This is a genomic window from Lentzea sp. NPDC037011, from assembly GCF_055607425.1.
The window spans coordinates 156905-169655 of record NZ_JBVJRT010000006.1; the positions used below are offsets into that span (position 1 = coordinate 156905).

Below are 12751 nucleotides of genomic sequence, written 5' to 3' on the forward strand. Positions count from 1 at the left end.
ATGGACTTCCTCCGACCGGCCACGCTCGCCGAAGCGCTGGAACTGAAGGCCGCGCGCCCCGACGCCGTGCCGATCGCCGGTGGCACGGACGTGATGGTGGAACTGAACTTCGACCACCGCAGACCGGCCGCGCTGCTCGACCTGACGCGCGTCGAGGAGCTGCGCACGGTCACCGAGGCGCGGATCGGCTCCGGGGTGCCGTACGCGCGGATCATCGACGAGCTCGGGACCACGCACCCCGGGCTCGCGATGGCGTCGCGGACCGTCGGTTCGCCGCAGATCCGCAACCGCGGCACGGTCGGCGGCAACCTGGGCGCCGCCTCGCCCGCCGGGGACACGCACCCGGTGCTGCTGGCGTCGGACGCGGTGGTCGAGGTGGCCTCCGCGCGCGGCACGCGGATGATCCCGGCCGCCGAGTTCTACCTGGGGGTCAAGCGGAACGCGCTGGAGCCGGACGAGCTGATCGTGGCCGTGCACCTGGCACCCGCGCAGGGGCCGCAGCAGTTCTCCAAGGTCGGCACGCGCAACGCCATGGTGATCGCGGTGTGCTCGTTCGCGATCTCGCTGTTCCCGGCGGAGAACCGGGCCGGCGCCGCGGTCGGGTCGGCGGCGCCGACACCGCGGCGGGCGCACGAGGCGGAGGAGTTCCTGGCCGCCGAGCTGGACTTCTCCTCTCCGGCGCCACTGCTGGACTCGGTGAAGCGGCGGTTCGGGGAGCTGGTGGCGACGGCGGCCGCGCCGATCGACGACGTGCGCGGGTCGGCGGAGTACCGCAGGCACGCGCTGGCCGTGCTGGCACGCAGGACGCTGGGCTGGGTGTGGCAGGAACTCTTGGACGGGGAACAGGCATGCGCGTGAACCTGACGGTCAACGGCGAGCAGCGCCAGGCCGACGACGTGTGGGAGGGCGAGTCGCTGCTGTTCCTGCTGCGCGAGCGCCTCGGGCTGCCCGGCTCGAAGAACGCCTGCGAGCAGGGTGAGTGCGGTTCGTGCACGGTGTACCTGGACGGCGCGCCGGTGTGCGCGTGCCTGGTCGCGGCCGGACAGGCGCAGGACCGGGAGGTGCGCACGGTCGAGGGCCTCGCCGACGGTGACCGGCTCGACCCGGTGCAGGAGGCGTTCGTCGAGGCGGGCGCGGTGCAGTGCGGGTTCTGCACGCCCGGTCTCGTGGTCCAGGCGCACGACCTGCTCGACCGGGTGCCGAACCCGTCCGACCCGGAGATCCGGGAGGCGCTGGCCGGGAACCTGTGCCGCTGCACGGGGTACGAGAAGATCCTGGACGCCGTGCGGCTCGCGGCGGCCCGCCGATGATCGTCCTGGACCGCTGCGCGGTGTCCACTGTGGACGAGGCCGGGACCGAGCACGCGTCCGGGCACGTCGTCGTCGAGAACGGGCGGATCAAGGCCGTCGGCTCCGGTCCCGCACCGCGGCCAGCTGAGCCGCACACGTACGTGGACGCGTCGTCGTGCCTGGTCACGCCCGGCCTGATCAACACCCACCACCACCTGTACCAGTGGGCGACGCGGGGCCTCGCGACCGACGCGACGCTGTTCGAGTGGCTGACCGCGCTCTACCCGGTGTGGCGCGGGCTGGACGACACCGTGACGCACGCGGCGGCGTCGGCCGGGCTCGCGAAGCTGGCGCTGACCGGCTGCACGCTCGCCGCCGACCACCACTACGTCTTCCCCTCCGGTGGCGGGGACGTGTTCGACGCGCTGGTGTCGGCGGGGCGGCGGATCGGCATCCGGCTGGAGGCGGTCCGCGGGTCGATGGACCGGGGCGAGTCCTCCGGTGGCCTGCCGCCGGACAACCTGGTCGAGGAGACCGAGGCCGCGTTGGCCGCCACGGAACGCGCGATCGGCGCCTACCACTCGACCGCGGACGACGCGCTGGTCCGCGTGGCCGTGGGGCCGTGCTCGCCGTTCTCGGTGTCGAAGGAGCTGATGACCGGGGCGGCCGCGCTGGCTCGGCGGCACGGCGTCCGGCTGCACACGCACCTCGCCGAGACGCTGGACGAGGAAGAGCAGTGCCTGGCGGAGAACGGCTGCACGCCGACCGAGTACGCCGAGCAGCTCGGCTGGCTGGGACCGGACGTGTGGCTCGCGCACACCGTGCACCTCAACGCCGACGCGGTGAAGCGGCTGGGCGCGACCTCGACGGGGTCGGCGCACTGCCCGACGTCCAACGGCCGGCTGGGCACCGGGATCGCGCCGGTGCGGGACCTGCTCGACGCGGGTGCGCCGGTCGGTCTCGGGGTCGACGGCGCGGCGTCCAACGAGGACGGTGGCCTGGTCGTCGAGCTGCGGTCGGCGCTCTACCAGGCACGGCAGCGCGGCGGGCCGGGTGCGCTCGACGCCCGCAAGGCGTTGTGGATGGGCACGATGGGCGGCGCGCAGGTGCTCGGCAGGGCCGGCGAGCTGGGTTCGATCGAACCGGGCAAGGTGGCGGACCTCGCGGTGTGGGACCTGTCCGGACTGGACCACGCGGGCATCGCGGACCCGGTGGCGGCACTGGTGCTGGGCCCGCCGCCGCCGGTGAAACTGCTGGTCGTGGGCGGAGAGGTCGTGGTGCGGGACGGGGTCCTGCTCACGGCGTCGACCGACGAGCTGGCGCGGGACCTCTCCGCGGCCGGCACCAAGCTCCAGGAGGCAGCGCGATGACCCTCACCCCCACTGAGCTCACCTCCGCGGTCTCGGGTGGCATCGGCACGTCACCGCAACGCCCGGACGGCAACCTCAAGGTGCGCGGCGAGTTCGCGTACGCGTCGGACCTGTGGCACGAGGACATGATCTGGGGCGCGACCCTGCGCTCACCGCACCCGTACGCCCGCATCACGTCGGTGGACCTCACCGAGGCCTTGAAGGTGCCGGGCGTGTACGCGGTGCTCACGCACTCGGACGTGCCGGGCCGCAACCTGTACGGGCTGGAGCACAAGGACCAGCCGGTGCTGGCCGTGGACGTCGTGCGCTACCAGGGTGAACCGGTCGCGCTGGTCGGCGCGGACCACCCGGAGACCGCGCTGCGGGCGATGAAGAAGATCGTCGTCACCTACGACGTGCTGGAACCCGTGGTGGACATGGAGACCGCGGTCGACGACACCCCGCTGCACCCCGGCGGGAACCTCGTGCGGCACGTGCCGATCCGGCGCGGCGCGCAGGACGTCACCGCGGACGTCGTGGTCACCGGCCGGTACGAGGTCGGCATGCAGGACCAGGCGTTCCTCGGGCCGGAGTCCGGGCTCGCGGTGCCGGCGACCGACGGCTCGGTCGACCTGTACATCGCAACGCAGTGGCTGCACGTCGACCGCGCGCAGATCGCGTCCGCGCTGGGACTGCCCGAGGAACAGGTGCGGCTGACGCTGTCCGGCGTCGGTGGCGCGTTCGGTGGCCGCGAGGACCTGTCGATGCAGGTGCACGCGTGCCTGCTCGCGTTGCACACCGGCAAGCCGGTCAAGATGGTCTACAACCGCGAGGAGTCGTTCTACGGGCACGTGCACCGGCACCCGGCCGTGCTGTACTACGAGCACGGCGCCGACCGCACCGGCAAGCTGGTCTACGTCCGCACGAAGATGTACCTCGACGGCGGCGCGTACGCCTCCTCGACCCCCGCTGTCGTGGCCAACGCGGCGACGCTGGGCGTCGGGCCGTACGAGGTCGACAACGTGACGGTCGACGCGTACGGCGTCTACACGAACAACCCGCCCTGCGGTGCGATGCGCGGGTTCGGTGCCGTGCAGGCGGGTTTCGCCTACGAGTCCCAGATGGACAAACTGGCCGAGGCGCTGGGGATGTCGCCGGTCGACATCCGCGTGCGCAACGCGATGACCGAGGGTTCGGTGATGCCGACCGGGCAGGTCGTCGACTCGGCGGCACCGGTCGCGCAGCTGCTGAAGCTGGTGCAGGGCAAGCCGTTGCCGGCCGGGAGGTCGGCCGACATCCGCGAGCTGCCCGGCGGTGTCTCGAACACCACGCACGGCGAGGGCGTCGTGCGCGGCGTCGGTTACGCCGTCGGCATCAAGAACATCTGCTTCTCCGAGGGCTACGACGACTACTCGACCGCGCGGGTGCGCGTCTCGATGGTGAACGGTTCGCTGGTCGCCGCCGTGCACACCGCGGCGTGCGAGGTCGGCCAGGGCCTGGTGACGATCATGCAGCAGATCGTGCGGACCGAGCTCGGCATCGAGACCGTGACCGTGCTGCCGATGGACACCACGATCGGCAACGGCGGTTCCACGTCCGCGTCCCGCCAGACGTACGTGACCGGGGGCGCGGTCCGTGCCGCGTGCCTGGCCGTGCGCGACAGGCTCGGCGACCGCGCGGACATCGGCGACGAGGTCATCGACGAGACGGTCGAGTGGCGGCACCGCGCCACCGAACCGCTCGACCCCGAGACCGGCCAGGGCAACGCGCACGTGCAGTACGGGTTCGCCGCCCACCGCGCCGTCGTGGACGTGGACGTCGAGCTCGGACTCGTGCGCGTGGTGGCACTGGACTGCGCCCAGGACGTCGGCAAGGCGCTCAACCCGCAGGCCGTCGTCGGGCAGATCCAGGGCGGGTCCGCGCAGGGCCTCGGCCTCGCCGTGATGGAGGAGATCCAGACCTCCGGCGGCAAGGTGCGCAACCCGTCGTTCACCGACTACCTCATCCCGACCGTGCTCGACATGCCCCCGATGAGCATCGACGTGCTCGAACTGGCCGACCCCCACGCCCCGTACGGCATCCGGGGAGTCGGCGAACCGCCCACCATCTCGTCGACCCCGGCGATCGTGGCGGCGATCCGCGCGGCGACCGGCCTGGCGCTCACCCGCGTCCCGGTCCGCCCGGAACACCTCACCGGTACCTGAGTTCCTGGAGTTCGTTGCTGTGAACGCACATCTGCTCGCCACCATCGACCTGGCCACCCGCAACGTGGCCGCCGGCGGTGGCCCGTTCGGCGCGATGATCGTCCGCGCCGGCCAGGTCGTCGCCACCGGCGTCAACCAGGTCACGCCCACGCTCGACCCCACCGCCCACGCCGAGGTCGTCGCGATCCGCGCGGCCTGCCGGGTGCTCGGCGACTTCAAGCTCACCGGCTGCACGCTGATCTCCTCGTGCGAACCGTGCCCGCTGTGCCTGTCCGCTGCTCTGTGGGCCCGCGTGGACCACGTCGTGTACGCCGCAGACCGGGACGACGCCGCCGCGGCCGGGTTCGACGACCGCGAGTTCTACGAGCTGTTCAGCAGGTCCCGCGACGAGTGGGACCTGCCGGTGCACCAGATCTCCACGGGCGAGGACACCGCCCCGTTCACCGCCTGGACGTCACTCGCGACCCGAATCGACTACTGAGCTCGACCACCAGGGCCACAAGCCTGCTATTCGCTGACCGGAGCTTGCATCGCTCAATTGCGTTCCGGCGCTGGAACGCGCCCACCGGCATGGGAAAGGCCGTCATGACCCAGTTACGGACGCGGCAGTCGTCCGCCTTCGACCAGTTCTTCCGCATCACCGAACGCGGCAGCACGGTCAGTCGCGAGGTCCGCGGTGGCATCACGACGTTCGTCGCGATGTCGTACATCGTCCTGCTCAACCCGCTGATCCTCGGTGCCTCCGCCGACATCACCGGCGCCAAGCTCACCACCGCCGAGATCACCACGGCCACCGCGCTCGCCGCCGGTGTGATGACCGTCCTCATGGGACTGGTCGGCAACGCACCGCTGGCGATCGCGGCCGGCCTCGGCGTGAACGGCGTGGTGGCGTTCCAGATGGCACCGGCGATGACGTGGGCGCAGGCCTTCGGGCTGGTGGTGCTGGAGGGCGTGTGCATCGTGGTCATGGCCGCCTCCGGTGTCCGCGAGCGGATCATCAACGCGATCCCGGAACCGTTGAAGATCGCGATCACCGTGGGCATCGGGCTCTACATCGCGCTGGTGGGACTGGTGTCCGCGGGGTTCGTGACCCGCACGCCGGACGCCGCCGGCTCGACCGTGCCCGTGCGGATGGGCGTCGACGGCCACCTCAGCGGCTGGCCGATCGCGATCTTCTGCCTCGGGCTGCTGCTGATGATCGTGCTGATGGCCCGCGGGGTGCCCGGCGCGGTGCTGATCAGCATCGTGGTGGCGACGGTCGTGGCGGTCGTCGTGAACTCCGCGTTCACCGTGCCGAACTGGGGACTCGTGACACCGAGGCTGCCCTCGTCGGTCGTCGGGCACCCGGACTTCGGGCTGTTCGGCCGGATCGACCTGTTCGGCGGGTTCGTGTCGGCGGGCGTGATCGCGGCGACGATCTTCCTGTTCACGCTGGTGCTGTCCGGTTTCTTCGACGCCATGGGCACCATCACGTCGGTGGCGGACGAGGCGGGCCTCACCCGTGACGGCCGCGTGGAGGGGATGGGCAGGATCCTCGTGGTCGACGGCGCCGGCGCGATCGCCGGTGGTGTCACGGGATCGGCACCGAACACGGTGTTCCTGGAGTCGGCGGCGGGCGTCGGCGAAGGCGCCAGGACCGGCCTGGCCTCGGTGGTCACCGGCGGGCTGTTCCTGGTGGCACTGCTGTTCACGCCGCTGGCGACCGTGGTGCCCGCCCAGGCCGCGGCACCGGCGCTGGTGGTGATCGGCGGGCTGATGATGACCCAGATCCGCCGCATCCCCTGGCAGGAGGCGGACTTCACCATCCCGGTGTTCCTGACCGTCGCGGTCATCCCGTTCACCTACTCGATCACCAACGGCATCGGCGCCGGCCTCGTGTCCTACGTGGTGCTGCGCATCTGCAAGGGCCGCTGGCCGGGCTGGCTGATGACCGGTCTCGCGCTGATGTTCGCCGTGTACTTCGGCGTGGACGCGATCACCGGCAAGTGACGCTCGGGCGGCCGGGCGACCGTGTGGGGAGGTTCGATGCGTGAGCTCGCTTCGACTTTGCTGTCGTGGGACCGGTTCGCGGTCGCCTCGGTGGTGGCCGTGCGGGGCAGCGCGCCCCGTCCGGTCGGCGCCGCGCTGGCCGTCGGCCCGTCCGGCGAGGTCGCCGGCAGCGTGTCCGGCGGCTGCGTGGAGGCCGAGGTCTACGAGCTGGCGTGCGAGGTGCTGAGGACGTCCGTTCCCGCGTTCGCCACGTTCGGGTACTCCGACGACACGGCGTTCGCGGCCGGTCTGACGTGCGGCGGCTCGCTGGACGTCCTGGTGCAGCGCGACAACCCGTCGTTGCGGGCAGCGCTCCAGGCCTCGGTGGACGCCCTGCCGGTGTCGGTGCGGTTCTCGTTCGAGGACCGCGTGTTCACCGAGACCTGGCTGCCGCCGCCCCGGCTGCTGGTGTTCGGCGCCATCGACCACGCCGCCGCCGTGGCCGAGATCGGCCGGTTCCTCGGTTTCCACGTCACCGTGTGCGACGCCCGCCCCGTCTTCGCGACCCCCGAGCGCTTCCCCGCGGCGCACGAGGTCGTCGTCGACTGGCCGCACCGCTACCTCGCCTCGACCCGCACCGACGCGACCACCGCCGTGGTCGTGCTGACCCACGACCCGAAGTTCGACGTCCCGGTGCTGACCGAGGCCCTGTCCCGCCCGCTCGCGTTCGTCGGCGCGCTGGGTTCCCGTCGCACGCACCTGGAACGCCTCGACCGCCTGCGCGAGGCCGGTGTCCCCGCCGCGGCGCTGGCCCGCCTGCGGTCCCCGGTCGGTCTCGACCTGGGCGGCCGCACCCCGGCCGAGACCGCGGTGTCCATCGCGGCCGAGCTGGTGGCCCTGCGCCACGGCGGCACCGGCGCGCCCCTGTCCGACCTGACCACCCCCATCCACAAGGAGCGAGATGGCGCTGATCTTCCTCAACGGCGGCGGCATGCGGGGCGGCCCGCTGCACTCCCAGCTGCAGGGCACGCCGATGGTGTGCCGAGCCCGCAGTGCCCCGAGGTACCGGTACTTCTCGGTGCGGGGGACGTTCCCCGCCATGCACGAGTCGGGCACGGCGGCGGTGGTCGGTGAGCTCTACGACCTGCCGCTGAAGGTCCTGCGCGACCACCTCGTCCCCGCGGAACCGCCGGAGCTGGAGATCGGCGTCATCGAGCTGGAGGACGGCAGCGCCGCCCTGGCCACCGTGCTGCGCGACGCGGTCGTCGATCCGTTGCTCCGATCGGGTGACATCGAGGACATCTCGTATCTCGGCGACTGGCGGGCCTTCTTACACGTCGAGGGGTGAGGGAGTGGCAAGGGGGAGTTGCCGCAGGCGGCGGGACCACCGACGGTGGTCCCGCCGCGGGGGGACGGCGACGCCGCTGCTCGACCGGGTCTGACCACCACCCAGACCCGGCACCACCGCTCGACCTCCTTCCGGCCGCACCCGCGACGGCTCGCCGCCGCGTCAGCGCCCGCGGCTGCTCAGCAGCCCTCGTTCGTACGCCACGGCGACAGCGGCCGCGCGGTCCGACACCCGCAGCTTCGCGTAGACGTGCAGCAGGTGCGTCTTCACCGTCGCCTCGGAGATGAACAGCGCCGCCGCCACCGCCCGGTTCGTCGACCCGCGCGCGACCAGGCCCAGCACGTCGAGCTCCCGCGCCGACAACGCCGGCTCCCGCACCTGCCCCAGCAACCGCGTCGCCACCGCCGGCGACAGCACCGCCTCCCCCGCCGACGCCGCCACGACCGCCCGGTGCAGCTCGTCGCGCGGGGTGTCCTTGAGCAGGTAGCCGGTGGCGCCCGCCTTGATGGCGGGCAGCACGTCGCGGTCGGTGTCGTAGGTGGTGAGCACCAGGATGCGGCAGGGGTGGCCGCGGAGGCGTTCGATGGCGGACAGCCCGTCGGAACCGGGCATCCGCAGGTCCATCAGCACCACGTCGGGCGAGAGCGCGCGCACCACGGCGACGGCCTCGTCCCCCGACGCGGCCTCGCCGACCACCTCGAACGACGGCGAGGCCAGCATGCCGCGCAACCCGTCGCGGACGACGGGGTGGTCGTCGACGATGACGAGGCGGATCACGCGGGCACCCGCGCCGAGATCGCGGTACCGGCACCCGGTTCCGACTCCACGTCGAGGTCGCCCGACAGCCGCGACACCCGGTGCCGCATCGCCGTCAGGCCGAACCCCGCGGAGGGCTCCGCGAGGTCGAAGCCGATGCCGTCGTCGCGCACGTCCAGGGTCACCACGTCCTCCATGTACGACAGGGTCAGGCCGACGCGCGAGGCCGAGGCGTGCTTCGCGACGTTGGCGAGGGCTTCCTGGGCGGTGCGCAGCAGGGCGACCTCCACCTCGGGGTGCATGGCGCGGGCGGAACCGGTGCAGGTCACCGCCACCGGGACGCCGTGCAGGACCGACCAGCCGGACGCGACCTCGCCCAGCGCCTCCGGCAGGGCGGCCTCCTCCAGCGCGGGCGGGCGCAGGGCGTGGACGGAGCGGCGGGCCTCGTCGAGGCCGGAGCGCGCCAGCGACACCGCCGTCGTGACGCGGTGTTCCCAGTCCGCGGGGGTGGCCGCGGACAGCTGCGTGACGATCCCGGCCAGGTCCTGGGCCAGGGTGTCGTGGATCTCGCCGGCCATGCGCTGGCGTTCGTCCTGCACGCCGGCCTCGTGCGCCTGCACCAGCAGCTGGGCCTGCAGCCCGGAGTTCTCGTCGAGGAGCACCTTGCGCAGCCGGGCCTGCTCGGTCGTCACGTGGCCGACGAACGTGAACACGGACGCCACCACCACGAACACGAGCAGCAGCAACCAGAACGCCGGCCGCGCCTCCGGTGGCGGGTAGCCGCCGAACAACGACAGGGTCGCCAGCACGGCCGTGCCCGCCGTCGCGAGGAACATCCAGCGCGGGCGCAGCAGCTCGCTCGCGAAGACGTACACCGCGTACGACACGGCGCCGAACCAGTGCTCGCGCATGCCGAGGACCGCGTAGAAGACGACCATGCCCGCCACGAACACGGCCATCAGCTCGGTCCGGCCGCGCCACTGCGGGTGCAGCGTGAACCACCACAGCATCCACGCGTACCCGAACGCCACGACGCCGTACGTGAACCAGCGCTCCGCCACCGGCTGCTCGGTGAAGATCGCGTACAGCGCGGTTGTCACGGTCAGCACGAAGTACGGGATCACGTGTGCGACGGAAGCGAGCCTGTGCTCCCACCTGTCCAGCGCGGCCTGGTCCACGAGCTACTCCCAGCGGAACGTCGTGGCCGCGACGCTACCCGCCACGAGACCCACGAGCCCCATGATCACCAAATGCCCCCACCCCGGCGCGGTGCCGAGCCACGCCTGGTGCAACGCCTCCACACCGGGCGGTGTGAAGGAACCGATCGCCTGCACGACCGGGGGCAGCATGAACCGCGGCAGGTACACGCCGCCGAAGAACATCAGCAGCATGAACACCGCCGTCGCCCAGCCACCGGCCGCACGCGCGTTCGGGGCCAGTGCGGCGATCACCAGTCCCAGCGCGAACGTGCCCGCGCCACCCAGCACCACCGCCGCCGCCAGGCCCACCGGGTGGTGCGGCAGGTCCACGCCGAACACCAGATGTCCCACCAGTGTGGTCAGCAGCACCGACAGGATCGCGGCGCAGGAGTTCACGACCAGCTGTCCCACCAGCAACCGCGCCGGGTGCATCGGCGTCGTGGACAGCCGCCGCAGCACGCCTTTCTCCCGATAGGTCGCCACGACCGTGGGCACGCGCTGCAACCCGATGAACGCCAAGGTGAACACGACCAACGACGACATGTACGCGTCGATGAACCGCATCCCGTCGAACTCGGGCGCGGGCGTCCGCAACGCCGGAACCGCCCCCAGCACGAGCAGCAGCAGCGACGGGAACACCACCGCGAACAACGAGTTCAGCCGGTCCCGCAGGAACAACCGCGCCTCGACCTCAACGATCCGCATCATCACGACCCCCGGTCAGCTCCACGTACGCGTCGTCCAGCGACACCTGGTCCACCCGCAGCCGCCGCGCCACGAGCTGGTTGCGCGCCAGCCACGACGTCACGGCCGCCAGCACGTTCTCGCCGCCGGTGACCACCACCTGCTCCCCCGCCAGGTCCACCCCGGCCACGTCCGGCAACGCCAGCAGCGCCGGCACGTCCACCGGCGCCGAGGGCACGAACCGCACCCGCGTCGAACCGTCCACGCTCGACACGAGACCGGCCGGGGTGTCCAGTGCGGCAACGCGTCCGTCGCGGATCACGGCCACGCGGTCGCACAACCGCTCGGCTTCCTCCATGAAGTGCGTGACGAGCAGGACCGTCACGCCGGCGGCGCGCACGTCCTCGATCACCGACCACGTGTCCCGCCGTGCCTGCGGGTCGAGCCCGGTGGTCAGCTCGTCGAGGATCGCCACCCGCGGCCCGCCGACGAGCGCCAGCGCGATCGACAGCCGCTGCTTCAGCCCGCCGGAGAGCCGCCCGTACTCCGCGGTCAGGTGCTCGGTCAGCCCCAGCCGCTCCGACCAGTCGACCGGCTTCGGGTAGAACGACGAGAACAGCCGCAGCGCCTCCCCGACCCTGATCCGCTCGGGCAGCTCGGAGGCCTGCAGCTGCACCCCGATCGCCGCACGCGAGTGCGCCGGTGGCCGCCCCAGCACGGTCACGCTCCCCCGGTCCGGTGTCCGCAGCCCGGCCACGCACTCGACCGTCGTCGTCTTGCCCGCGCCGTTCGGCCCGAGCACGCCGAAGATCTCCCCCTCGGCCACCGAGAACGACACCGAGTCCACCGCGACCTTCGGCCCGTACCTCTTCCCGATGTCGCGCACTTCGATGATCGCCATGCCACCACGATGGGGCAGCGCGCGCCGGGGATCATCGAACGACGGGCGGCACCGGCATCAACCGATCGGTCGATGCGCTACTCGGTCTCCACGAAGGCGGTGCGCACCGCGGCCGCCAGGCGCGCGACGGGGTCCGGCACCGGTCCCGGCAGCCGGGCGAGCAGCACCCGGCGCTGTTCGGCGGGCCCACCGCGCACGGGCAGGACCCGCACCCCGGCGGGCGCGACCTGGACCAGCGACGCGGGCACCGTCGTGATGCCGAGGCCCGCCGCGACCAGCTGCAGCTTCGCCAGCCAGTCGCGGGCGGTGTGCGCGACGACGGGCCGTTCGGGCAGCCCCGGCCACACGCCCATCACCGACGGGTCACCGGGCCCGGAGATCCAGCGCTGTCCGTGCAGGTCGGCCACGTCGATGAAGTCGTTGCGCGCCAACGGGTGCGTGGTCGGGACGGCGACCCGCAGGCTGCGTTCGACGAGGGTGTCGACGGCCAGCGCGGGGATCTCGTCGTCCGGGGCCCGGAACGGCGGCGCCGAGGCGATCAGCGCGACGTCGAGGGTGCCCGCCCGCACCGCGCGCACCAGCGCGGGCGTGCTGCCCTCCCGCGTCACCACCGTGATCGACGGGTGGGTGCGCGCCAGCGCCGTCAGCGCCCGCGGGAGCAGCCACGCCCCGGCCGTCGCGAACCAGCCGAGCCGCACCGTGCTCTCGCCGGAGGCCGGCAGGCCCTCCAGCTCGCGCGCACCCGCGTCGACCTGGTCCAGGGCGGCAGCGGCCCGGCGCAGCACGACCCGGCCGGCCGCGGTGAGCCGCACGCCGTCGTGCCGCCGTTCCAGCAGCACGGCACCGGCCGCCCGCTCCAGGGTCGCGATCTGCCGGGACACCGCGGACTGCGTGTACCCCAGCGCGGTGGCCGCCGCCGTCAGCGTGCCGCGTTCGGCCACCTCGCGGAACACCCTCAGCGCGGTCAGCGACGCATTGGCCAAAGACATGATTTTTACGCATACCCCGTCTGTCGAACTTTCGCTACCGGCATGGCTGGGCCGAGCCTAGCGT

General features: G+C 72.5%; 13 protein-coding genes. 8 read left to right on the forward strand and 5 right to left on the reverse strand.

Annotated elements, in window-relative coordinates; genetic code table 11:
• From ACZ7CH_RS19900 to ACZ7CH_RS19935, 8 genes are all read left to right on the forward strand, one after another.
• The gene (locus tag ACZ7CH_RS19900) at positions 1-858 is read left to right on the forward strand and encodes an FAD binding domain-containing protein (RefSeq protein ID WP_458431147.1); all 858 of its coding nucleotides are present in this window, start codon (positions 1-3) and stop codon (positions 856-858) included.
• Positions 849-1310 carry a (2Fe-2S)-binding protein gene (locus ACZ7CH_RS19905; RefSeq protein WP_360391693.1) on the forward strand — a complete coding sequence of 154 codons (462 nt, stop codon included), beginning with the start codon at positions 849-851 and terminating at the stop codon, positions 1308-1310. The genes ACZ7CH_RS19900 and ACZ7CH_RS19905 overlap by 10 nt, the downstream gene beginning before the upstream one ends.
• Positions 1307-2659, forward strand: a complete 1353-nt coding sequence (locus ACZ7CH_RS19910) for an 8-oxoguanine deaminase (protein WP_470374508.1) — start codon at positions 1307-1309, stop codon at positions 2657-2659. Before ACZ7CH_RS19905 ends, ACZ7CH_RS19910 begins: the two co-directional genes overlap by 4 nt.
• Positions 2656-4842 (forward strand): xanthine dehydrogenase family protein molybdopterin-binding subunit, encoded by a 2187-nt coding sequence (locus ACZ7CH_RS19915; protein ID WP_470374509.1) that lies wholly within the window; start codon positions 2656-2658, stop codon positions 4840-4842. Before ACZ7CH_RS19910 ends, ACZ7CH_RS19915 begins: the two co-directional genes overlap by 4 nt.
• 19 nt (positions 4843-4861) lie before the next feature.
• Complete coding sequence (locus ACZ7CH_RS19920) at positions 4862-5323, forward strand: nucleoside deaminase (protein WP_470374510.1); 462 nt, start codon at positions 4862-4864, stop codon at positions 5321-5323.
• Between the two features lie 104 nt (positions 5324-5427).
• The gene (locus ACZ7CH_RS19925; RefSeq protein WP_470374511.1) at positions 5428-6831 is read left to right on the forward strand and encodes an NCS2 family permease; all 1404 of its coding nucleotides are present in this window, start codon (positions 5428-5430) and stop codon (positions 6829-6831) included.
• Positions 6832-6867: 36 nt separating this feature from the next.
• Positions 6868-7944, forward strand: coding sequence for an XdhC family protein (locus tag ACZ7CH_RS19930; protein ID WP_470374512.1), 1077 nt, complete (start codon positions 6868-6870; stop codon positions 7942-7944).
• Positions 7829-8158, forward strand: coding sequence for an allophanate hydrolase-related protein (locus tag ACZ7CH_RS19935; RefSeq protein WP_458434353.1), 330 nt, complete (start codon positions 7829-7831; stop codon positions 8156-8158). The genes ACZ7CH_RS19930 and ACZ7CH_RS19935 overlap by 116 nt, the downstream gene beginning before the upstream one ends.
• A gap of 162 nt (positions 8159-8320) precedes the next feature.
• Here ACZ7CH_RS19935 and ACZ7CH_RS19940 read toward each other — a convergent pair whose 3' ends face one another.
• From ACZ7CH_RS19940 to ACZ7CH_RS19960, 5 genes are all read right to left on the reverse strand, one after another.
• A complete protein-coding gene (locus ACZ7CH_RS19940) occupies positions 8321-8935 on the reverse strand; it encodes a response regulator (RefSeq protein WP_470374513.1) in 615 nt (204 codons plus the stop codon).
• The gene (locus ACZ7CH_RS19945; protein WP_360391717.1) at positions 8932-10092 is read right to left on the reverse strand and encodes a sensor histidine kinase; all 1161 of its coding nucleotides are present in this window, start codon (positions 10090-10092) and stop codon (positions 8932-8934) included. The genes ACZ7CH_RS19940 and ACZ7CH_RS19945 overlap by 4 nt, the downstream gene beginning before the upstream one ends.
• Before the next feature lie 3 nt (positions 10093-10095).
• Positions 10096-10818 (reverse strand): ABC transporter permease, encoded by a 723-nt coding sequence (locus ACZ7CH_RS19950; protein WP_470374514.1) that lies wholly within the window; start codon positions 10816-10818, stop codon positions 10096-10098.
• Positions 10805-11698, reverse strand: a complete 894-nt coding sequence (locus tag ACZ7CH_RS19955; protein ID WP_470374515.1) for an ABC transporter ATP-binding protein — start codon at positions 11696-11698, stop codon at positions 10805-10807. Before ACZ7CH_RS19955 ends, ACZ7CH_RS19950 begins: the two co-directional genes overlap by 14 nt.
• A gap of 77 nt (positions 11699-11775) precedes the next feature.
• Complete coding sequence (locus ACZ7CH_RS19960) at positions 11776-12687, reverse strand: LysR family transcriptional regulator (RefSeq protein WP_360391724.1); 912 nt, start codon at positions 12685-12687, stop codon at positions 11776-11778.
• Between the last annotated feature and the right edge of the window lie 64 nt (positions 12688-12751).

Coding starts and splice junctions, on each gene's coding strand:
- ACZ7CH_RS19910 (WP_470374508.1), top strand. CDS start 1,307: ATGATCGTCCTGGACCGCTGCGCGGTGTCCACTGTGGACGAGGCCGGG.
- ACZ7CH_RS19950 (WP_470374514.1), bottom strand. CDS start 10,818: ATGCGGATCGTTGAGGTCGAGGCGCGGTTGTTCCTGCGGGACCGGCTG.
- ACZ7CH_RS19960 (WP_360391724.1), bottom strand. CDS start 12,687: ATGTCTTTGGCCAATGCGTCGCTGACCGCGCTGAGGGTGTTCCGCGAG.
- ACZ7CH_RS19900 (WP_458431147.1), top strand. CDS start 1: ATGGACTTCCTCCGACCGGCCACGCTCGCCGAAGCGCTGGAACTGAAG.
- ACZ7CH_RS19930 (WP_470374512.1), top strand. CDS start 6,868: ATGCGTGAGCTCGCTTCGACTTTGCTGTCGTGGGACCGGTTCGCGGTC.
- ACZ7CH_RS19955 (WP_470374515.1), bottom strand. CDS start 11,698: ATGGCGATCATCGAAGTGCGCGACATCGGGAAGAGGTACGGGCCGAAG.
- ACZ7CH_RS19925 (WP_470374511.1), top strand. CDS start 5,428: ATGACCCAGTTACGGACGCGGCAGTCGTCCGCCTTCGACCAGTTCTTC.
- ACZ7CH_RS19905 (WP_360391693.1), top strand. CDS start 849: ATGCGCGTGAACCTGACGGTCAACGGCGAGCAGCGCCAGGCCGACGAC.
- ACZ7CH_RS19915 (WP_470374509.1), top strand. CDS start 2,656: ATGACCCTCACCCCCACTGAGCTCACCTCCGCGGTCTCGGGTGGCATC.